13 protein-coding genes are annotated in these 21,358 nt (G+C 72.8%); 3 read left to right on the forward strand and 10 right to left on the reverse strand.

Annotation, left to right across the window (positions count from 1 at the left end; all coding sequences use genetic code 11):
- Window positions 1–40 precede the first annotated feature (40 nt).
- The 5 genes from ABWK59_RS13470 to ABWK59_RS13490 form a co-directional block, all read right to left on the reverse strand.
- Window positions 41–4,981 carry an NAD-glutamate dehydrogenase gene (locus ABWK59_RS13470; protein ID WP_354640812.1) on the reverse strand — a complete coding sequence of 1,647 codons (4,941 nt, stop codon included), beginning with the start codon at window positions 4,979–4,981 and terminating at the stop codon, window positions 41–43.
- 283 nt (window positions 4,982–5,264) lie between these two features.
- Window positions 5,265–6,917 carry an L-glutamate gamma-semialdehyde dehydrogenase gene (gene pruA, locus ABWK59_RS13475; RefSeq protein WP_354644941.1) on the reverse strand — a complete coding sequence of 551 codons (1,653 nt, stop codon included), beginning with the start codon at window positions 6,915–6,917 and terminating at the stop codon, window positions 5,265–5,267.
- 26 nt (window positions 6,918–6,943) lie between these two features.
- A complete protein-coding gene (locus ABWK59_RS13480) occupies window positions 6,944–7,600 on the reverse strand; it encodes an HAD family hydrolase (RefSeq protein WP_354640814.1) in 657 nt (218 codons plus the stop codon).
- Between the two features lie 29 nt (window positions 7,601–7,629).
- Window positions 7,630–8,139 (reverse strand): DUF6912 family protein, encoded by a 510-nt coding sequence (locus ABWK59_RS13485; protein ID WP_354640816.1) that lies wholly within the window; start codon window positions 8,137–8,139, stop codon window positions 7,630–7,632.
- 105 nt (window positions 8,140–8,244) lie between these two features.
- Entirely contained in the window at window positions 8,245–9,378 is a 1,134-nt protein-coding gene (locus ABWK59_RS13490; protein WP_354640818.1) for a patatin-like phospholipase family protein, read from the reverse strand.
- A gap of 317 nt (window positions 9,379–9,695) precedes the next feature.
- Between ABWK59_RS13490 and ABWK59_RS13495 the strand changes: the two genes are divergently transcribed.
- Window positions 9,696–10,313 (forward strand): Rv3235 family protein, encoded by a 618-nt coding sequence (locus ABWK59_RS13495; protein ID WP_354640820.1) that lies wholly within the window; start codon window positions 9,696–9,698, stop codon window positions 10,311–10,313.
- Window positions 10,314–10,432: 119 nt separating this feature from the next.
- On the opposite strand, the gene secA is transcribed toward ABWK59_RS13495, so the two are convergent.
- On the reverse strand, window positions 10,433–13,177 hold the full coding sequence (gene secA / locus ABWK59_RS13500) for a preprotein translocase subunit SecA (RefSeq protein WP_354640822.1): 2,745 nt from the start codon (window positions 13,175–13,177) through the stop codon (window positions 10,433–10,435).
- Window positions 13,178–13,449: 272 nt separating this feature from the next.
- Here secA and ABWK59_RS13505 point away from each other — a divergent pair, with 272 nt between their 5' ends.
- The gene (locus tag ABWK59_RS13505) at window positions 13,450–14,613 is read left to right on the forward strand and encodes a winged helix-turn-helix domain-containing protein (protein WP_354640823.1); all 1,164 of its coding nucleotides are present in this window, start codon (window positions 13,450–13,452) and stop codon (window positions 14,611–14,613) included.
- Between the two features lie 27 nt (window positions 14,614–14,640).
- On the opposite strand, the gene ABWK59_RS13510 is transcribed toward ABWK59_RS13505, so the two are convergent.
- Together ABWK59_RS13510 and hpf are read right to left on the reverse strand one after the other, a co-directional pair.
- Window positions 14,641–15,378, reverse strand: coding sequence for a response regulator transcription factor (locus ABWK59_RS13510; RefSeq protein ID WP_354640824.1), 738 nt, complete (start codon window positions 15,376–15,378; stop codon window positions 14,641–14,643).
- Between the two features lie 161 nt (window positions 15,379–15,539).
- Window positions 15,540–16,229, reverse strand: a complete 690-nt coding sequence (hpf, locus tag ABWK59_RS13515) for a ribosome hibernation-promoting factor, HPF/YfiA family (protein WP_354640825.1) — start codon at window positions 16,227–16,229, stop codon at window positions 15,540–15,542.
- 421 nt (window positions 16,230–16,650) lie between these two features.
- Here hpf and ABWK59_RS13520 point away from each other — a divergent pair, with 421 nt between their 5' ends.
- Window positions 16,651–17,355, forward strand: a complete 705-nt coding sequence (locus tag ABWK59_RS13520) for a ComF family protein (RefSeq protein WP_354640826.1) — start codon at window positions 16,651–16,653, stop codon at window positions 17,353–17,355.
- A gap of 53 nt (window positions 17,356–17,408) precedes the next feature.
- Here the strand turns inward: ABWK59_RS13520 and ABWK59_RS13525 are convergent, their stop codons facing one another.
- The gene (locus tag ABWK59_RS13525; RefSeq protein WP_354640827.1) at window positions 17,409–19,253 is read right to left on the reverse strand and encodes an LpqB family beta-propeller domain-containing protein; all 1,845 of its coding nucleotides are present in this window, start codon (window positions 19,251–19,253) and stop codon (window positions 17,409–17,411) included.
- Window positions 19,225–21,309 (reverse strand): MtrAB system histidine kinase MtrB, encoded by a 2,085-nt coding sequence (gene mtrB, locus ABWK59_RS13530; RefSeq protein ID WP_420492777.1) that lies wholly within the window; start codon window positions 21,307–21,309, stop codon window positions 19,225–19,227. The genes ABWK59_RS13525 and mtrB overlap by 29 nt, the downstream gene beginning before the upstream one ends.
- Window positions 21,310–21,358 lie beyond the last annotated feature (49 nt).

Genomic DNA, 21,358 nt, shown 5'->3' on the forward strand with positions numbered 1-21,358 from the left:
CGCCCCTGTGGTGCTGTCCTGCGGCCTCAGCCCTGCGGCGTCAGCGGCCGGTGCGCAGCAGCGTCCGGATGACCCGCATCGCGACCGACAGGCTGGACAGCTCGTAGTTGTCCGAACCCCTTATGTCGTCGAGGGTGGTGCGGGCCCGGCTCAGCAGCGTGCCGTTGAGGTCGGACCAGGCGGTGTACCGCTCCTCGGGCGAGGAGCCCTCGGGACCGCAGGCCAGCACGTCGGCGGTGAGCGCGGCGTGCGCGGCGAAGAGGTCCTCGCGGATGGCGGCGCGGGCCATCGAGGACCAGCGGTCGGTCCGCGGCAGCTCGATGATGCGGTCCAGCAGGTGGGTGATCTGGAGCCGGTCGGCGAGGTCGTAGTACAGCTCCGCGACCTCCATCACGTCCGCGTCCGAGCGGTCCGCGACACCGACGATGTCGAGGGTCGGGAACGCGGAGGACAGACCGGCCACCCGGGTGGCCAGGCCCTCCGGGACGCCCGCGGCGGCGAGCTCCTCGTACACCGACTCGAACCAGCCCAGGTCCTCGCCGCGGAGCGGCTTGGGCAGGCTGTCCCAGACCTGGTTGACCCGGTCGTGGAAGAACTCGATGGTGCCGGCGATGTCCAGCGGCTGGCGCCGGTTGTTGAGCATCCAGCGGGTGGCGCGCTCGACCAGGCGGCGCACGTGCAGGCGCATCTTGGTCTGCGTGAGGGCCGCGACCTGGGTGTCCAGGCCCTCGATCTCGTCCCAGAGCTGCTCCAGGCCGAAGACCGCGCGGGCCGCCGCGTGGGTGCGGGCGATCTCCTCCATGGTCGCCCCGGTCTCCTCGCGGAGGCGGAAGGCGAAGGTGCAGCCACCGCGGTTGATCGTGTCGTTGACGATCAGCGTGGTGATGATCTCGCGGCGCAGCGGGTGGTTGTCGATCGCGTCGCCGAACCTGGCCCGCAGCGCGCTCGGGAAGTACTGGTGCAGCGCGTCGCGGAAGTACGGGTCGTCGGGCAGCTCGGTGGCGAGCAGCTCGTCGGCCAGGGTGATCTTGGTGTAGGCGAGCAGCACGGACAGCTCGGGCTGGGAGAGCCCGCGGCCGGCCTGCTGGCGCTCGCGGATCTGCCGCTCGGTGGGCAGGAACTCCAGGGCCCGGTCGAGCCGGCCGACGGACTCCAGCCGGTTGATCATCCGCGAGTGGACGTTGACCATGCTGCCGGCCTGGGCGACCGCGTTGGCCAGCACCACGTTCTGCGCGTAGTTGTTGCGCAGCACCAGGCGGCCGACCTCGTCGGTCATCTCGGCGAGCAGGGCGTTGCGCTGCTTGACCGTCATGTCGCCGTCGGCGACCACCTGGTTGAGCAGGATCTTGATGTTCACCTCGTGGTCCGAGGTGTCCACGCCGGCCGAGTTGTCGATGGCGTCGGTGTTGATCCAGCCGCCGGCGCCCTCGGGGCCTCCGGTGGCCGCGTACTCGATCCGGCCGAGCTGGGTGCAGCCGAGGTTGCCGCCCTCGCCGATGACCCGGGCGCGGACCTGGTCGCCGTTGACCCGGATGGCGTCGTTGGCCTTGTCGCCGACCTCGGCGTTGGTCTCGGTGGAGGACTTGACGTAGGTGCCGATGCCGCCGTTCCAGAACAGGTCGACGGGCGCCTGCAGGATCGCCTTCATCAGCTCGGCCGGGGTGAGCCGGACGTCCTCGATGCCGAGGCGCTCGCGCACCTGCGGGGAGAGCTGGATGGACTTGGCGGTGCGCGGGAAGACGCCGCCGCCGGCCGAGATCAGCGACTTGTCGTAGTCGTCCCAGGAGCTGCGCGGCAGCTGGAAGAGCCGGCTGCGCTCGGCGTAGGAGACCGCCGCGTCCGGGTTCGGGTCCAGGAAGATGTGCCGGTGGTCGAAGGCGGCGACCAGGCGGATGTGCTCGCTCAGCAGCATGCCGTTGCCGAACACGTCGCCGGACATGTCGCCGATGCCGACCACGGAGAAGTCCTGGGACTGGGTGTCCACCCCGAGCTCGCGGAAGTTCCGCTTCACGGACTCCCAGGCGCCGCGGGCGGTGATGCCCATGCCCTTGTGGTCGTAGCCGGCCGAGCCGCCGGAGGCGAAGGCGTCGCCCAGCCAGAAGCCGTACGACTCGGCGACGCCGTTGGCGATGTCCGAGAAGGTCGCGGTGCCCTTGTCGGCGGCGACGACCAGGTAGGTGTCGTCCTCGTCGTGGCGGACCACGTCGAGCGGCGGCACGACCTCGCCGCCCCTGAGGTTGTCGGTGATGTCGAGCAGCGCCGAGATGAAGGTCTTGTACGAGGCGATGCCCTCGGCCAGCCAGGCGTCGCGGTCCACCGACGGGTCCGGCAGCTGCTTGGCGACGAAGCCGCCCTTGGCGCCGACCGGGACGATGACGGTGTTCTTGACCATCTGGGCCTTGACCAGGCCGAGGATCTCGGTGCGGAAGTCCTCGCGCCGGTCGGACCAGCGCAGACCGCCGCGGGCGACCTTGCCGAAGCGCAGGTGCACGCCCTCGACCCGGGGCGAGTAGACCCAGATCTCGAACGCCGGGCGCGGGGCCGGCAGGTCCGGGATGGCCTGCGGGTCGAACTTCATCGACACGTAGGAGTGCCACGCGCCGTCGGAGTCGTGCTGGAAGAAGTTGGTCCGCAGGGTGGCCTTGATCAGGTGGAGGAAGGAGCGCAGGATGCGGTCCTCGTCCAGCGAGACGACCTCGTCCAGGGCGCCGGCCAGCTCCTCCAGGATGCCCTCGGTGAGCTCCTGGGCGCCCGAGCGGTGGCTCGGGCTGAGGCGGGCCTCGAAGAGGTTCACCAGCAGGCGGGTGGTGTGGGTGTTGTTGCGGAGCGCGTCCTCCATGTAGTCCTGGGAGAAGGTGCTCCCGGCCTGGCGGAGGTACTTGGCGTAGGCGCGCAGCACCACGGCCTGGCGCCAGGTGAGCCCGGCGCTGAGGACGAGGCCGTTGAAGCCGTCGTTCTCGGCCTGGCCGGTCCAGGTGGCGGAGAAGGCCTCCTGGAATCTCTCCCGGGCCTCGTCGGTGAGCTCGGCGGCCTCGCGCACCTTCAGGCCGAAGTCGACCACCCAGGCGGTGCTGCCGTCGGCGCGGCGCAGCGCGTACGGGTGCTCGTCGAGCACCTCGACGCCCAGGCGCTGGAGCGCGGGCAGGACCTCGGTGAGCGAGATCGGGCCGCCCACCCGGTAGATCTTGAAGCGGCGCTCGTCCTCGCCGGCGCCGACCGGCTGGTACAGGTTGAGGCGGAAGTCGCCCTCGCCGGCCAGCGACTCGATCTGCTTGAGGTCGGCGACGGCGGTGCGCGGCGAGAAGTCGGCGCGGTAGCCGTCGGGGAAGGCGTTGCCGTACTTGTGGCCGAGTTCGGCGGCCCGCTCCTCGCCCAGCTCGACGTGCAGCTGGTCGTGGAAGCCGTCCATCCAGAACCGGGCGGCCTCGGCGAGCTTGGCCTCGATCCGCTCGATGTCGGACTCGGTCAGCTGCGGCAGCTCGGTGCCGGGGGCGACCCGGACGACGAAGTGCAGGCGGGTCAGCACCGACTCGGTGGCGTACACCGTGTAGTCGATGGCCTGGCCGCTCAGCTCCTCCAGGAGGATCTCCATCAGGCGCAGCCGGATCCGGGTGGTGTACCGGTCCCGCGGCAGGTAGACGAAGGCGGAGAAGTAGCGGCCGTACTCGTCCTGGCGCAGGAACAGCCGCAGCCGGCGGCGCTCCTGCAGGTAGAGCACGCTGGTGGCGATGGAGAGCAGCTCCGCGGCGGCGGTCTGGAACATCTCGTCGCGCGGGAAGGTCTCCATGATCTGGAGCAGGTCCCGGCCGTCGTGGCTGTCGTTGGAGAAGCCCGAGGCGGAGACGACCTCCTGCACCTTGCGGCGGACGACCGGGATGCGGGTGACCGACTCGGTGTACGCGGCGGAGGAGAACAGGCCGAGGAAGCGGCGCTCGCCGACCGGCTCGCCGTTGGCGTCGAACTTCTTGACGCCGATGTAGTCCAGGTAGGCCGGGCGGTGCACGGTGGCACGGCTGTTGGCCTTGGTCAGGATGAGCAGCTTCTTCTCGTGCGCCTTGGCCCGGACCGGGGCGGACAGCCGGCCGAAGGCCTCGCTGACCGGGTGGTGGTCGGTGTCGTGGCTGAGCGGGTCGGAGCGCAGGATGCCGAGGCCGGTGCCGGCGACCGCCTTGAGCACCTCCTCGCCCTCGTGCTGGACCAGGTCGTACTCGCGGTAGCCGAGGAAGGTGAAGTGGTCGTCGGCCAGCCAGCGCATCAGCTCCCAGGCCTCGCCGACCTCCTGCTCGGGCAGGCTGGACGGGGGCTGCTCGGCGAGCTCGTCGGCCAGGCGCAGCGCGGCGTCGCGCATCTTCGACCAGTCCTCGACGACCTCGCGGACGTCGCCGAGGATGCGGCGCAGGTTGGCCTCGATCGAGCGGAGGTCCTCGCGGTCGGTCTCGCGGTCGATCTCGACGTGCATCCAGGACTCGACCAGCGCGTCGGCGGGCCACTCGGCGCCGGCGGCCTGGCTGCGCGCGCAGGCGTCGATGTCCAGGATCTCCAGCAGCTTGCCGGTGATGTCACGGCGGACGACCAGCTGCGGGTGGACGACCAGGTGGATGCCGCGGCCGAGGCGGGTCAGCTCGTTGGTGACCGAGTCGACCAGGAACGGCATGTCGTCGGTGACGACCTCGACCACGGTGTGGCCGGTGGACCAGCCGTTCTCCTCGACGGTCGGGGTGTACACCCGGACCTCGGCGGTGCCCTGGGGGCGCTTGAGACCGAGCCGGTAGTGGGAGGCCGCCGCCCCGTAGACGTCGACCGGGTCGCGGTTGAGCAGGTCCTCGGGCGCGGTGTGGAGGTAGTAGTGGTGCAGGTACGCGGTCAGAGCGCCGTTGCTCAGACCCTCTCCCGGCGCCGCTCCCCCTACCTGGCTGTTCTCAGCGGCTGCGGCTGCCTTCTTGAGCAGGTCGGCCTTGGCTGCGTCCAGCTTGGTCTGCATGACTGTTTGGCTCCTGTCGCGCGCCGTTGCGTGACTCGGTGGTGGCTGGGTGTACACCGCCGGGTCTGTCCGCAATACTCCCGCACACTCAGGGCGAGGAGCACTCATGCCACGCATGAGCGACCCTCCGTCTGGGTACGACAGGTCGTTTGGCCTGCGGGACTTCCTCCCGGCGACGCCAGTCAGCCTAACCTGATGAAACGAAGGTGTCAGGGGACACAGAGGAGCAATCCCGCAGGGAGATCGTTCCTTCCTGGACACCTTGTCCAATCCGCCCGGCTTGTCACTCCTCGTCGCCGAGTCCGGGGGCCCACTCCATGTGGGGGTACAGGTAGTCCTCCGGGGGGACGAAGGTCTCCTTGATCGACCGTGTGGAGGTCCAGCGCAGCAGGTTCTGCGCGGCGCCGGCCTTGTCGTTGGTGCCGGAGGCCCGCCCGCCGCCGAACGGCTGCTGGCCGACCACGGCCCCGGTGGGCTTGTCGTTGATGTAGAAGTTGCCGGCGGCGAACCGCAGCCGCTCCACGGCCTGGGCGACGGCGGTGCGGTCCTGGGCGACCACCGCGCCGGTGAGCCCGTACGGCGCCGCGCCGTCCACCTCGTCCAGGATCCCGGCCCAGTCGCGGTCCTCGTACACCCGGACGGCCAGGATCGGGCCGAAGTACTCCTCGCGGAAGACCTCGTTGCCGCCGTCCCGGGAGAGCAGCACCGTCGGGCGGACGAAGTACCCGATGGCGTCGTCGTACTGGCCGCCGGCCGCCAGCTCCACCGCCGGGTCCTTCCCGGCCCGCTCGATCGCCGCCCGGTTCTTGGCGTACGCCCGGTCGTCGATCAGCGCGCCCATGAAGTTGGACAGGTCGGTGACGTCGCCGACGGTGAGCGCGTCCACCTCGCCGAGCAGGTCGTCCCGGATCCCCTCCCAGACGCTGCGCGGCAGGTAGGCGCGGGAGAGCGCCGAGCACTTCTGGCCCTGGTACTCGAAGGCGCCGCGGATCAGCGCGGTCCGCAGCACCTGCCGGTCGGCGGAGGGGTGGGCGACCAGGAAGTCCTTGCCGCCGGTCTCCCCGACGATCCGCGGGTACGTGCGGTAGCCGCCGATGTTGGCGCCGACGGCCTGCCAGAGCTGCCGGAAGGTGGCGGTGGAACCGGTGAAGTGCAGCCCGGCCAGGTGCGGGCTGGCCAGCGCCACCTCGGAGACCGCACGGCCGTCGCCGGTCACCAGGTTGATCACGCCGGGCGGCAGTCCGGCCGCCTCCAGCAGCCGCATCAGGTGGTACGCCGCCAGGGTCTGGGTCGGGGCGGGCTTCCAGACCACGGTGTTGCCCATCAGCGCGGGCGCGGTCGGCAGGTTGCCGGCGATGGCGGTGAAGTTGAACGGGGTGATCGCGTAGACGAAGCCCTCCAGCGGGCGGTGGTCGCTGCGGTTCCACACCCCGGGCGAGGAGATCGGCTGGTCGGCGAGGATCCGCCGGGCGAAGTGCACGTTGAAGCGCCAGAAGTCGACCAGCTCGCAGGGGGCGTCGATCTCGGCCTGCTGGACGGTCTTGGACTGGCCGAGCATGGTGGCCGCGGCCAGGGTCTCCCGCCACGGGCCGGCCAGCAGGTCGGCGGCCCGCAGGAAGACCGCCGCCCGGTCGTCGAAGCTGAGCGAGCGCCACCCGGGGGCCGCGGCGAGGGCGGCGTCCACCGCCGCCTGCGCGTCCGCGTGGGTGGCGTTGCCCAGGACGCCCAGCCTGGCCGCGTGGTGGTGCGGCTGGACCACGTCGATCCGCTCGCCGCCGCCGAGCCGCCGCGCACCGCCGATGGTCATGGTGAGGTCGACCGGCTCGGCCGCGAGCTCGTCCAGCTTCGCCAGCAGCCGGGCCCGCTCCGGGCTGCCCGGCGCGTAGCCGTGGACGGGCTCGTTGGCCGGGGCCGGGACCTCGGTGACTGCGTCGATGGGCATGGTGCGGGGCCTCCAGAGGGTCAGCCGGTCAGCCGCTCCGCCAGCTCGACGGCCTCGGCCAGGGTGTCCACCACCGGGACGCCGGCCACCTCCAGCTTCGCGCGGGTGTGTGAACCGCCGGTGTACAGCACCGCGTGGACGCCCGAATCCAGGGCCGCCTGCGCGTCGTCCACCGCGTCCCCGATCACCACGGTACGCCGCCGGTCCACGGCGGGCCCGAGGGCGGTGAGGTGCCGGGCCAGGTGCCCGGACTTGCGGCCGCCGGAGGCGCCGGTCCGGCCGTCCACCCGCAGGAAGTGCCCGGTGATCCCGAAGCGGTCCACCACCGGCACCAGGCTCAGGTGGTCGTACATCGACAGCAGGGACTGGGTCCGCCCGGCCTCGCGCCAGGCGCCGAGCAGCGCCGGGGCGCCCTCGGTCAGCCCGCAGCCGGGGGCCAGCTCGGTGTACCGGCGGTGGAAGGCCTCGTCCAGCTCCAGCCACTCGCTCTCGCTGGGGACGCGGCCGAGCAGCCGCTCGTAGAACCGCGGGATCGGGATCTCGTACTGCTCCCGGTACTCCTGCAGGCTCAGCGGGGCCACGCCGATGGTCGCGAAGGCGGTGTTGCTCGCGGCGACCACCGCTTCCATGTCGTGGAAGAGCGTCCCGTTCCAGTCCCAGACGATGTGAGTGCGCACCCGTGAAGGGTACGGCCGCCCGCGGTGGGTCAGGCCAGCAGGTTCCCGATCTCCTGGGTGGCGAACCAGAGCAGCTCGTGGTCCTCGGCGCCGTCCACGGTGAACTGGGCGTCCTGGTCGCCCTTGTCGGCGGCCGGGATGGCGGCCGCGGCGGCGGCCACGTCCGCCACCACGTCGGAGTCGGCGACGTCGGCGTGCACGGCCGCGGCCTTGGCCAGCTGGATCGCGCCCTTGAGCACGACCCGGCCGAGCGAGGCCTGGTCCTGGTACTCGTCGCCGGGGAACGGCGCCACCGCCGAGTCCGCCACCTCGATCGCCACCACGACCCGGCGGCGCGGGGCGGAGGCGTCCTCGGCGAGCAGGCGCAGCGAGGACTGGGCGGCCCGGTTGAGCGCGGCGTACTCCAGCTCCTCCAGGTCGTCGCTGACGTACCACTCCCGCAGCGCCGGGGTCACCGCGTAGGCCGCCGACTGGTCCAGCCCGCCGCCCGGGTGCGCCTCCGCCAGACCGTTCAACGTCGTGGGCACGTACACGCGCATCGCCAGGCACCTTCCTCGGTCGACCGGCCGCCACCGGCCGGGCCCCCAGAATAAGGCCGCCCGGGGGAGGTTCCGGGGCGCAGGGGGGCGTCGGCGCGGGCGCGGTCAGCCGCGGAGGGCGGCCAGGGCCTCGGCGGTGGTGGCCAGGGCGCAGTCCAGGACGGCCTCGCGGCGGCCCGGGTCCATCATGTTCGGCCCCATCACGGTGAGGTCGGCGAGGGTCGGCGCCAGCAGCCGGACCCGGGTGCCGGCCGCCCGCAGCTCGGCCGCCTCGCGCAGCATCTGCCGGGTGACCGCCCGGCGGTAGCGGCTGACCAGCTGGGCGAGGACGCCGTGCGGCCGGTCCCGTGCGCGCCACTCGCGCAGCGCCGCCAGGGTGCCGCGGGCCGGCTCGGCGCGCCCGGCCGGGCGCAGCCGCAGCGCCATCGGCGCCAGCACGTACACCTCGTCCAGGCCGCGGCCGGCCAGCAGGTCGGCGTTGGTGGCGGACCAGCAGCCGCCGTCGACGTACCGGCTGCCGTCCACCTCGACGGGGGCGAACCAGCCGGGGATGGCGCAGGAGGCCATCACCGCGTCGGCCACGGCGGCGGGCGGTGCGCCGGGGTCGCCGAACACCACCCGGCGTCCGGTCCGGTAGTCCACGGCGGCCACCCGCAGGGCGGGGTGGTCGGGCCAGCCGTCGGGGAAGGCGTCCTCGGGCGCGGGCGTGGCCGCGGACGGGCCGAGCAGCCCGCGGACCAGCTCGCCGACCGCCTCCACCGAGCCGCGTCCGGGCGGCACCATGGCCGAGACCATGGTGAGGAAGGGGTAGTCGCGGGGATGCCGGACGGTCTCCCGCAGCAGTCCGGGCGAGCCGATGGCGACCTGCGGCCGGGGCGGGGCGGCGCCGCCGACGGCGGTGGCGTAGTCGAACTCCACCCCGGCCAGCGGGCCGTCGGTGACCGGCCGGCCGCGCTGGTGGTCGTGGAGGTGGGCGGGGTCGACGCCGGCGGCGAGCATGGCGGCGAGGATCGCGCCGGCGGAGGTGCCGAGGGTGAGTTCCGCCCGGCCGGGGTGCCAGCCGGTGGCCTCCTGCACCGCGCAGAGCGCGCCGACGGTCCAGGCCGCGCCGAGCATCCCGCCGCCGCCGAGCACCAGTCCGCGCCGGGGGCCGCCGGCCGCCGGGACGGCGGTGCGGGCGGCGGTCGGCGCGGAGCCCGGCCGCCTGCGGCCGGTGGGGTGTCCGTCGCCTGTCGACACCTGGGTCACGTCCTCACCACCTCGCCGAGCGGCCGGGTCCGATCCCCCGATCCTCCGCCCTACCCCCGGGTAACTCCGGTCGGGCGGGTACCCGTTCGGTCCTGCTCCCCCGTCCCCCTTCGGGCGCCGCGGGCCGTCCGGCGACGTCAACCGGCGCGTCGGCGCCCGCCCCGGCCCGGCGCGCGGGGTCAGGGGTCCTCACCCGGATAGGTGACACCCCGGGCCGTCACCGGCGGGGCGCCGGAGCACCCTCATCCCGCGCCGCCGGCCGCCGATAGCACCGGGGAGACGCCCGCCCGACCCGTCCGGAGGTCCCCGTGCACGATCCCGCCGCCACCGCCCCGCGCATCCGCCCGCTGGTGCACGTCCCGGGCCGCCCGCGGACCCGCCGTCCGGTCCGCCACCCCCACCCGCCGTACGAGCCGCACGCACCGCATGCGCCCCACACACCCCACTCGCCCCACGCACCGCGCGCGCCGCACACCCCGCACTCGCCACACCCGCAGCACCCGCGGACGGCCCGTCCCACCCGTACCGCCGCCCGGTCCACCGCGCCGCCGCGCCCGCCCCGGCACCCCCGGGCGGCCTGCGCGGCCGCGCCGAGCAGCGAGGGCCCGGGCGACCTCGCCTCCCGCTTCGCGCACCGGCTGGTCGAGGTGCTCTCCGGCATCCGCCCGGCCGGGCACCTCCAGCGGCACACCACCCTGCAGGGCTACCAGCAGCTCACCGCCCTGGTCCGGACCGGCCCGCTGCGGCCCGGCGGACGGGTGCCCAGGATGCGGCTCGGGCGGGTGTACGACTCGATCGCCGGGCCGGGCGCGCTGGAGGCCTGCGTCCGGGTGGAGGTCGGCCCGCGCCACCACATGGTGGCCTTCCGGCTGGAGCGGCACCGCACCACCGAGCAGTGGCAGTGCGCCGCCGTGGAGGCCCGCTGACCGGCCCTGTGCGCCCCCGGGGAGACGCCGAAGGGGCGTGTGCGGCACCTCCCACGGGAGGTACCGCACACGCCCCTGACGGTCGCTCCGGCCGCCGCTCCGGGCGGCCGGCCAGCGGCTCAGGCCTTGCGGCGGCGCCCCTTGGCCGACTTGGCGGCCCGGCGGCGCTCGGCCCGGGTCATCCCGTCGCTCTCGTCCACCGCGGAGTCGTCGAAGTCGCCCTCGACCACGCCTCCGCCGATCTCGTCGGAGGGCGCCACGTAGTGGAGCTTCTTGCGCTGCGGGGCCTCCAGGCCCTTGGCGCGGATCTCCGGGCGGGCGTCCTGCGGCGCCGCCTCGGCGTCCGCGACCGGCACCTCCTCGACCTGCTGCTCGACCTGGACCTCCAGGTTGAACAGGTAGCCGACGGACTCCTCCTTGATGCCCTCCATCATCGCGGAGAACAGGTCGAAGCCCTCGCGCTGGTACTCGACCAGCGGGTCGCGCTGGGCGTACGCCCGCAGCGCGATGCCCTCCTGCAGGTAGTCCATCTCGTAGAGGTGCTCGCGCCAGCGGCGGTCCAGCACCGACAGCACGACCCGGCGCTCCAGCTCCCGCATGATCTGCTCGCCGAGCTGGTCCTCGCGGCTGCCGTACGAGCCCTGGATGTCCTCCTGGAGCACCTTGGTGAGGAACTCGGGGGTCAGGCCGCCGTTCTCAGCGGCCTCCTCCTCCAGCTCCTCGATCTCCACGGTGATCGGGTACAGCTGGCGCAGCGCGGACCAGAGCTTCTCCAGGTCCCAGTCGTCCTCGAAGCCCTCGCTGGTCGCGGCGGTGACGTACGCGGCCACCGTGTCGTCCATGAAGTGGCCGATCTGCTCCTGCAGGTCCTCGCCCTCCAGCACCTTGCGGCGCTCGGCGTAGATGACCTCGCGCTGGCGGTTCAGCACCTCGTCGTACTTGAGGACGTTCTTGCGGATCTCGAAGTTCTGCTGCTCGACCTGGGTCTGCGCGGAGGCGATGGCCCGGGTGACCATCTTCGACTCGATCGGCACGTCCTCCGGGACGTTCGCCATCGACAGCACCCGCTCGACCATGCCGGCCTTGAACAGGCGCATCAGGTCGTCGCCCAGCGAGAGGTAGAACCGGGACTCGCCCGGGTCGCCCTGACGGCCGGAGCGGCCGCGCAGCTGGTTGTCGATCCGGCGGGACTCGTGGCGCTCGGTGCCGAGGACGTACAGGCCACCGATGTCCTGCACCTCCTCCTGCTCCGCCTTCACCGCAGCCTTGGCCTTCTCCAGCGCGCTCGGGAAGGCGGCCTCGTACTCCTCCGGGGTGTCCTCCGGGTTGAGGCCGCGCTGGGCGAGCTCGGCGGCGGCCAGGTGGTCGGGGTTGCCGCCCAGCATGATGTCGGTGCCGCGGCCGGCCATGTTGGTGGCGACCGTGACGGCGCCCTTGCGGCCGGCCTGGGCGACGATCTGCGCCTCGCGCTCGTGGTGCTTGGCGTTCAGCACCTCGTGCGGGACGCCGCGCTTGCGCAGCTCCTGGGAGAGGTACTCGGACTTCTCGACCGACACGGTGCCGACCAGGACCGGCTGGCCCTTCTCGTGCCGGGCGGCGATGTCGTCGACCACGGCGGCGAACTTGGCCGGCTCCGACTTGTAGATCAGGTCGGGCTGGTCGATGCGGCGCGGCGTCTTGTTGGTCGGGATCGGGACCACGCCGAGCTTGTAGATCTGGTGGAACTCGGCCGCCTCGGTGGTGCCGGTACCGGTCATGCCGGCCAGCTTGTCGTACAGGCGGAAGAAGTTCTGCAGGGTGATGGTGGCCAGGGTCTGGTTCTCGTTCTGAACCTCCACCCCCTCCTTGGCCTCGATCGCCTGGTGCATGCCCTCGTTGTAGCGGCGGCCGGCCAGGATGCGGCCGGTGTGCTCGTCGACGATCATGACCTCGCCGTTGACGACGACGTAGTCCTTGTCGCGCTTGTACAGCTCCTTCGCCTTGATGGCGTTGTTCAGGAAGCCGACCAGCGGGGTGTTCACCGACTCGTAGAGGTTCTCGATGCCGAGGTAGTCCTCGACCCGGGTGACGCCCTCCTCCAGGATGCCGACCGTGCGCTTCTTCTCGTCGACCTCGTAGTCGCGCTCGATCTTGAGGCGGGTGACCAGCTTGGCGAAGTCGTTGTACCACTTGGTGGCCTGGTCGGCCGGGCCCGAGATGATCAGCGGGGTACGGGCCTCGTCGATCAGGATCGAGTCGACCTCGTCGACCACCGCGAAGTTGTGGCCGCGCTGGACCAGCTCCTCCTGCGACCACGCCATGTTGTCGCGCAGGTAGTCGAAGCCGAACTCGTTGTTGGTGCCGTACGTGATGTCGCAGGCGTACTGCTTCTTGCGCTCGGCCGGCGACATGTTCGCCAGGATCACGCCGACCTCCAGGCCGAGGAAGCGGTGCACCCGGCCCATCCACTCCGAGTCGCGCTCGGCGAGGTAGTCGTTGGTGGTGATCAGGTGCACGCCCTTGCCGGTCAGCGCGTTCAGGTACGCGGGCAGGGTGCCGACCAGGGTCTTGCCCTCGCCGGTGCGCATCTCGGCGACGTGGCCGAAGTGCAGCGCGGCGCCGCCCATGATCTGGACGTCGTAGTGGCGCTGCCCGAGGACGCGCTTGGCGGCCTCGCGGACGGTGGCGAAGGCCTCGGGGAGGATGTCGTCCAGGCTCTCGCCGTCGGCGAGCCGTGCCTTGTACTCGTCGGTCAGCGCGCGCAGCTCGTCGTCGGTGAGGTTGGCGAAGTCCTCTTCGATCGAGTTGACCTGGGCGGCGATCCGCTGCAGCTTGCGAAGGGTCTTGCCTTCGCCAGCACGCAGGATCTTGTCGAAGACGGACACGTGAGCGGGCTCCTTGCCTGGATCGGCTCTGGATGACGGACGGCGAGTCCTACCCCACCGTACGGGCCATGGTATGCGAGGAGGCCGAGCCGCCGGGAGGTGCGTCAGCACGGTATTCCCGTGTCACCCGGGCGGGCAAAGCGCTGCCAAGCGCCATCCGCCGGGCAAAACGGTCACCGGGCCCGTCCTCCGTGACCTGCTCAACCGTCCGGAGCCCCTCGGGGTTCCCCTCCCGGGCCCGATTGTCAGTGGTACGCCGTACCCTGCCCGCCATGACGACCTCGCTCTCCGCAGACCAGGCCCGTCGGATCGCCCTGCGCGCCCAGGGTCTGCTCGGCTCGCCGGACCGCCGCGCCGGGGTGCGCGGGGTGCTCCGCCACCTCGGCGCGGTGCAGCTGGACACCATCTCGGTGCTGGCCCGCTCGCACGAGCTGGTGCCGTACGCGCGCCTGGGCGCGGTGGGCCGCCCGGCGGTGGAGCAGGCGTACTGGGGCGGGGCCGCCGGCCTCGGGGCCACCACCTTCGAGTACTGGTCGCACGCGGCCTGCATCCTGCCGGTGGAGGAGTGGCCGCTGTTCGCCTTCCGCCGCCGCGCCTACCGCGACCGCGGCCACCTCTGGGGCCACCAGGTCTCCCCGGAGACGTACCGGCAGGTGCTGGACAAGCTGCGCGCCGAGGGCCCGCTGACCTCCACCGGGCTCGGCGGCGCGAAGCGGACGGCGGAGTGGTGGGACTGGTCCGACACCAAGATCGCGGTGGAGCGGGCGCTGGCCTTCGGCGACGTGGTCTGCACCGAGCGGCGCTCCTGGAAGCGGGTCTACGCGCTCGCCGAGCAGGCGATCCCGGCCGAGCTGTACGGGCGGGAGCCCTCCGACGCCGAGTGCCTGCGGCAGCTGGTCGCCCAGGCGGGCGCGGCGCTGGGCGTGGCCACCCGGGCCGACCTGATGGACTATCACCGGCTCAAGGGCGCCCAGGTGGACGCGGTGCTGGCCGACTCCGGGCTGGTGGAGATCCGGGTGGAGGGCTGGCCGGCGCCGGCCTGGGCGGATCCCGCGGCGCTGGCCTCCGAGCCGCGCGGCCGGCACCGGACGACCCTGCTGTCGCCCTTCGACTCGCTGGTCTGGGACCGCGCCCGCACCGAGCGGGTCTTCGGCATGAGCCACCGGCTGGAGGCGTACACCCCGAAGCACAAGCGGGTGCACGGGTACTTCGCCATGCCGCTGCTGGCGGGCGGGCGGCTGGTCGGCCGGGTCGACCCGGCCCGCGAGGGGCGCACCCTGGTGGCCCGTCAGATCTCGCTGGACGCGCCGAAGCACCTCCCGGCGCTGGCCGAGGCGCTGCGCGGGGCGGCCGGCTGGGTCGGCTGCGACGCCGTCCGCGTCGAGCGGCTGGCCGAGGAGTCGATGCGCCCGGCGCTGGAGAAGCTGCTCTCCTGAGCGCGGGCCGCCGGTTCGGCCTGTTCGTCAGCCTATTTCGAGGATCTTCTCGCGCATCGCGTAGACCACGGCCTCCATCCGGGAGTGCAGCTGCAGCTTCTCCAGGATGTTGCGGACGTGGTTCTTCACGGTGTTCTCGCTGATGAAGAGCTCCTTGGCGATCTCCCGGTTGTTCATCCCGGTCGCCACCAGCTTGAGCACCTCCAGCTCACGGTCGGTCAGCCGCGGCGCGGGCACCAGGTCCCGGTCGTCCGACCGGCGCTGGATCATCGACTTGAACTCGGTGAGCAGCTTGGAGGCCATCGAGGGGCTGATCTGCGACTGCCCGTCGGCGACCGCGCGGATGGCGGTGGCCACCTCGTCCGTGGAGATCTCCTTGAGCAGGTACCCGGTGGCGCCCGCCTTGATCGCCTCGTAGAGGTCGGCCTCCTCGTCGCTGATCGTCAGCATGATGATCTTCGCGCTGGGCACCACGTCCTTGATCGCGGTGCAGGCCTCGATGCCGCTGCGGCGGGGCATCCGGACGTCCATGAGGATGATGTCCGGCAGCAGGTCGGCGGCCTTGAGCACGGCCTCGGCGCCGTCCCCGGCCTCGCCGATGACCTTGATGTCCTCCTCCTCGGCCAGGACGATCTCCAGGCCGCGGCGGAACAGGGCGTGGTCGTCGACCACGAGCACCCGGATCGGCTCGGTACGGCGCGGTCCGTACCCGGAATCGTCGCCGACCCCCCGGCCGGACCCGATCCCCTCGAATGGCTCCCCCATCCGCTCCTCCCCCGGCCGCCGGTCGATGACGGGTCAATCATTCCACGGCGGACACCGTGTGATCACCCTCCGCCGTCGGGCCGCCCAGCTGGGTGACCCCGGCGGCGCCGGCCGCCGGGGTCACCGGACCTTCGTTCACCTGGGTTGTCCGACCGGACGGATCAGTCCTCGTCCGGCCCGTTGATGGCGCCACCTCCGCCGGCGGCGTCACCCGTCGCCGTGCTGTCCTCCTTGAGGTGGATCACGCCGTAGTGGTAGCCGTGCCGGCGGTAGACCACGCTCGGCAGCCCGCTGTCCTTCTCCTGGAACAGGTAGAAGTCGTGACCGACCAGCTCCATCGCGTAGAGCGCCTGGTCGAGCGACATCGGCGCGGCGGAGTGCGTCTTCTCGCGGACGACGAGCGGGCCGTCGCCCTCCACTTCCAGGGATCCCATCATGGTCTTCCGCGGGGCGCCGTTGACCTCGGGCTGCGTCACCTCGGGGAGCGAGGCCAGTGCGGCGGTCGCCTCCGCGACACTGATCGGGGTGCGGCTGTTGGTGCCGCCCTTGTGCACCCGGCGCCGGTCGGCGGACTTGCGCAGCTGCGCGTCGAGCTTCGCCGAGGCCAGGTCGAGCGCCGCGTACGGGTCACCTGCGGCGGCCTCGGCCCGAATCACCGGGCCGCGGGTACGGAGGGTGATCTCCACCCGGTCGGACCGGTCGGCCTGACGCGGGTTGTGCTCCTTGGACACCTCGACGTCGAGGCTGATCGCCTTGCCGTCGAACTTCTGGACCTTCTCCAGCTTCTCGGCCACGTGATCGCGGAACCTCTTGGGCAACTCGGTCTTGCGGCCCTTGACGACGATGTCCACGCAGAACTCCGATCCCTTGTGCTGACGCCGACCCGGAGTTGCGTACCGGATCGGACTGAGACCCAGCCGGACCAGCCGAGCACCCGCCCTCGCCCCAGCGAGGGCGACGAGTGCGACTGGCCCTCACTCACTTCCTCCCCACCAGGAGCGCTTGAAACCCCTGGTGCCTCATGGAACACCTCACCCGGGGATTTCGCCTCCCCAGTCGAACAACATAGCGACACGGGTCCGGCGGTTAAGCTGTTCCACCCTGTTTACCTTCCTCAGGGTGAAAGAGTGGTAAACGCCTGGACAACACGCCTCGTACCGCCCACCGTATGGCTCAAGTCTCCGCCTGGCGAGCCTTTCGGGAGGAGTCGTGACCGTCTTTTCCAGCCTTCCCGGGCGCTCCCTTCCCCCCGGGTCCCTCGTGGGGTCCCTCGTGGGGTCCTTCACGGAGGCGTTCACGGAGTACCTCCCCGCCCTGCTCGACCTGCTGCTGCCCGCCCACTGCGCGGGATGCGGCGGCGGGCGGACGCAGCTCTGCGGCACCTGCCGGGCGCTGCTCGGCTCCGGCCGCGCGGGTCCGGCCGGGCCGGTTCCCCCGCCGCCCGACCTCCCGCCGGTGCACGCGGCGGCGGCCTACGCCGACCCGGTCCGCGGGCTGCTGCTGGCCCACAAGGAGAGGGGAGCGCTGCGGCTGGCCGGTCCGCTGGGGCGGGCGCTGGCCGCGGCGGTGCGCTCGGCGGCGGGGGAGGGCGCCGCACCGCTGCTGCTCGTCCCGATGCCCTCCACCCGGCGGGCGGTCCGCGCCCGCGGGCACGACCCCACGCTCCGACTGGCCCGGGCGGCGGCCCGGGAGCTGTACCGCGGCGGGGTGCCCACCCGGGTCGCGCCGGTGCTGCGGCAGATCCGGCCGGTGGCCGACCAGGCGGGGCTCGGCGCGGCCGCCCGCCGGCGGAACCTGGACGGCGCGCTCGCCGTGCCGTCCCGGCTGGCCGTCCGGCTCGGCGGGCACCGGCTGATCCTGGTGGACGACCTGGTCACCACGGGCGCCACGCTCGCCGAGGCGGCCCGCGCCCTCCGCGCGGCCGGCCGTCCGGCCCACGCCGCCGCCACCGTGGCCGCCACCCTCCGCCGCCGCTGACGCACCGTCCCCGCGGGCCGGGCCCCCGTCAGGGGCCGTGCCCGCTCAGCGGATCATCCCGGGTAGACGAACGACACCGCCGGCTTCTGGCCGGTGACCTCGCGCCACTGGTTGCCCTGGAGGCGGTAGATCCGCTTGGCGGAGACGGCCAGCGCCGGCGGCACCTGCTCACTGCCGCGGCTCTCGGTGGTCGACACCGCGGTCATCGAGTCGCCGCCCTGCAGCGGGGTGTCGCTGCTCTGCGAGCCGTCGGTGCCCAGGTAGCGCAGCTGCTGCAGCTTGCCCTGCTCGGTACCGAGGATCAGCAGCTGGTCGCTGTCCGCCCAGGACACCGAGGCGATGTCGGCCAACTGCGGTGCCAGCGGCCGCAGTCCGCTGATCCGCACCTGCGGGGCGTCGGGCGTGCCGCGGTGCTCGACCACGCCGAGCGCCACCGTCCGGGAGTGGCCGTCCTTGAGGACGAGGGCGATCCGCACCCCGTCCGAGGAGATCCGCAGGGCCTGCACCGAGCGTCCCTCGAGCCCGTCGACCTGTGCCGGTACGGCCTTGCGGTCACGGACCATCAGCACCTTGGCGCCGGCGGGGTCGCGGTCCACCAGCCAGAGGTCGCCGCGGCCGTCCCAGCTGGGCGAGGCCAGGCCCTCGGCGGGCTGCGGGGCACGGCTGCTGACGACGGCTTCGCCCAGCTTGTCGCTCTCGGCGAAGCCGGTGACGTACAGGCCCTTGCCGTCCGCGCCGATGACCGCGGCGGCGGCCGCGTCGCGGCGCACCCCGACCTCGCCGGGCCGGGGCCGGCCCACCGGCGGCTGGCCGAGCTCGCCGCCCACCGGGCTGCCGGGGCCGTCCGGCTGGAGCCGGGTCAGCTGGCCGGTCTCCTGCAGCGAGAACTGGGCGGTGCCGGAGCTGCCGGCCAGGCTGCCGGGGGCGACCTGGGCGGCCACCGACTCGCCGACCGAGCAGCCGCCCTTGGCACCGGTCAGATCCAGGCGCTGGAGCTTGCCCTGCTGGTCGGCGAGGGTGTGGAAGAGCTGCTCGGCCATCTTCTGGCAGAGCTCGGGACGGCCGCTGAGGTCCACCGGGTCGACCCGCACGGTGGCGACCTGGTTGTCCCCGACGGAGACCGTGGTGATCCGCACGCCGTCCATCGCCGAGAACACCGCGGGGCCGAGCCAGGCGGAGGGCCCGGCGGCCAGCGCCTCGGCGGCGGCCGTCAGCGGGTCGGAGCGGCGGCGCAGGTAGATCGGGTCCGGCACCAGCACCCGGGACGCGGCCTTGGAGGCGGAGGGGTCGGTCGGGGCGAAGAAGTAGCGGTGGGCGGCCAGGTAGCCGTTGGTGAAGTTCGTCTGGTCGACGATGAGGCCCTCGGGCAGCTGGTCTATCCGCCACTCGCCCTTGTCCGGACCCTCCGTCTCCTTCACGAAGGTGATCTTGTCCTGGTACGGGAGGCCGGCCATCGCCCGGTACGAGCGCTTGGCGTCCACGCTGCCCAGCTGGGAGCCGCTGATGGAGAACTCGCGGCCGGTCTCGGTGCCGTTCGGCCGGACCGTGGTCTGCAGGGAGTTGTCGGCGACCACCACCACCCCGGCCTCGGGGTTCCAGCGCTTGCCGGCGGCCTCGGTGAGGTACTTGCGGGCGGTGCTGAACCGGGGCTCGTCCGCGTTGGAGGAGTCCAGGAAGCCCGCGAGCAGGTCCTCCGGGGACTCCCCCTTGTGCGGGGCGACCGGGTAGACGTGCACCTGGAGGTCGTCCGCCCGGGCGCCCTGCGGCACCTCGACCCGCTCCGGCGGCCCGCCGCCGGGCATGGTGACGCAACCGGTGGCGAGCAGCGCGACGACCGCGCCCCACAGCACACCGGCACCGCCGCGCGGGTCAGCGGCCCAGCGGATCGTCCTTCGCACGCTCTGTCCCCTCCGAGTCGGTGTCGACCGTGTCCGGTGCGGCGGCCTGCTGCTGGGTCGGCCACACGGCCGGCCGGTCCACCACGACCTGGGCACCGGTCGCACCGTACCCCGCGCCCATGGCGCTGACGTCCGAGGGGTCCGCGACCGGGGCCGCGGGCTGGCGGCCCAGCCCGGGCCCGATGCTGAGCACGCCGCCGAGCCCGCTGCCGAAGCCCTGCGGGGCGGTGTCCGGCGTCTCCGGGATGTCCGCCGGCTCGGGGCCGGTGGTCAGCGCGGTGGCACCGTGCGGACGGACGGTCCGGCGGTACGGCGCGCCGGTGGCCGCGAGGCCCCGGTTGTGCCGGGAGTCCTCCGGCTCCAGCCGGAACGGCGCGCGGCTGATCTCGCCGCCGCGGGTCCGCGGCAGAGTCAGCCGGAAGTGTGACCCGCCACCGGGCTCACCCCAGGCCTGGAGCCAGCCGCCGTGCAGGTGGGCGTCCTCGACCGCGATCGACAGGCCGAGGCCGGTGCCGCCGGTGGTGCGGACCCGGGATGGGTCGGCACGCCAGAACCGGTGGAACACCCGGGAGGCCTCGCCGGGCTTGAGGCCGATGCCGTAGTCGCGGACGCCGACCGCGACGGCGCCTTCGCCGGAGCCGAGCCGGATCACCACGTCCCCGCCCTCGCCGTGCTCCAGCGCGTTGACCACCAGGTTGCGCAGGATGCGCTCGATCCGGCGGGCGTCGACCTCGGCGACCACCGGCTTCTCGGCACCGCGGATGATCACCGCGCTGCCCTTGGCCTGGGCCAGCGGGTCGGCGGCCTCGACCACGCGGGTCACGATGTCCCGCAGGTCGACCGGCTCGGCGTCCAGGATCGCGGCGCCGGCGTCGAAGCGGCTGATCTCCAGCAGGTCGGCCAGCAGGGACTCGAACCGGTCCAGCTGGTCCTGCAGCAGCTCGGCCGAGCGGGCGGCCATCGGGTCCAGGTCCTCGCGGCTGTCGTAGATCAGGTCGGCGGCCATCCGGACGGTGGTGAGCGGGGTGCGCAGCTCGTGCGAGACGTCCGAGACGAACCGGCGCTGGACCCGGGACAGCTCCTCCAGCTGCCGGATCTGCGCCTGGAGGCCGTTGGCCATCCGGTTGAAGGAGTCGCCGAGCCGGGCGATGTCGTCGGTGCCGGTGACCTTCATCCGTTCTTCGAGGTGTCCGGCGGCGAGCCGCTCGGAGATCCCGGCGGCCATCCGGACCGGGGTCACCACCTGCCGGACCACCAGCCAGGCGATGCCGCCGAGCAGCATCACCAGGAAGACGCCGGCGGTGGCGAGGGTGCCGACCACCAGACCGAGGGTCTTGGTCTCCTGGCCGAAGGAGAACACGTAGTAGAGCTGGTACGGGGTGGCGTCCTGGTCGGGCCCGGTGAACTGCTTGCCGATCACGAGGCCCTTCTCCTCGTACGGCGGCTTCCCGTCCCCGGCGTCGCGGTGGATGATCGCGGTCTGCTCGTGCGAGACGGAGGCTTCGCTGGCGACGGCGTGCTGGAGTTCGGGGGTGACGCTGTCCGGCAGGATGCTGCCGGAGTAGCGGGCGCCGCGCAGCCCGGCGCTGGGCGCGCTCTCCTCGGCGCCGGTGGAGGGCACCAGGGCTACCACCGAGTAGACGCCGGCGCCGCCGCTGGCCAGGTCGGAGACCTGCTTGATCAGCCAGGTGCCGATGGCGTCCCGGCTGGGGTCGGAGTTGGCCCCGGCCCTGGCCTGCAGGTTGATCGCGTCGTTGATCTTGTCCTGCTCGATCTGGAAGCCGCCGACGGCCTGCCCGCGGGCCGCGTGCTTCTTGGTGTCCAGCAGGCCGTTGCGCACCTGGGCGACCACGACCACGCCGAGGACCAGCACCACGACCACGGACAGCAGCAGGGTGGTGGCCACCACGCGCAGCTGGATGGAGCGCCGGTACAGCTTCAGCAGCCGCAGCAGCGGCCGGCGGACCTGGCGGACCACCGGCGCGAGCAGCCCGGCAGGACCCCGCCGGGACCGCTTGCGTCCCTCGGTGGTCGAGCTCAGCACGTCTCCGCGCACAGCAGCCTCCCCGCCGGGACCGGTGCCCGACGGGGAGTCGTCAGCCAGG

The sequence above is a fragment of the Kitasatospora sp. HUAS MG31 genome, assembly GCF_040571325.1.
GTDB lineage: Bacteria > Actinomycetota > Actinomycetes > Streptomycetales > Streptomycetaceae > Kitasatospora > Kitasatospora camelliae.

Bases quoted from the DNA above. Each gene is read 5' to 3' on its own strand.
- ABWK59_RS13505 (WP_354640823.1), top strand. From the start codon at position 13,450: ATGACGACCTCGCTCTCCGCAGACCAGGCCCGTCGGATCGCCCTGCGC.
- ABWK59_RS13470 (WP_354640812.1), bottom strand. From the start codon at position 4,981: ATGCAGACCAAGCTGGACGCAGCCAAGGCCGACCTGCTCAAGAAGGCA.
- ABWK59_RS13485 (WP_354640816.1), bottom strand. From the start codon at position 8,139: ATGCGCGTGTACGTGCCCACGACGTTGAACGGTCTGGCGGAGGCGCAC.
- ABWK59_RS13510 (WP_354640824.1), bottom strand. From the start codon at position 15,378: ATGGGGGAGCCATTCGAGGGGATCGGGTCCGGCCGGGGGGTCGGCGAC.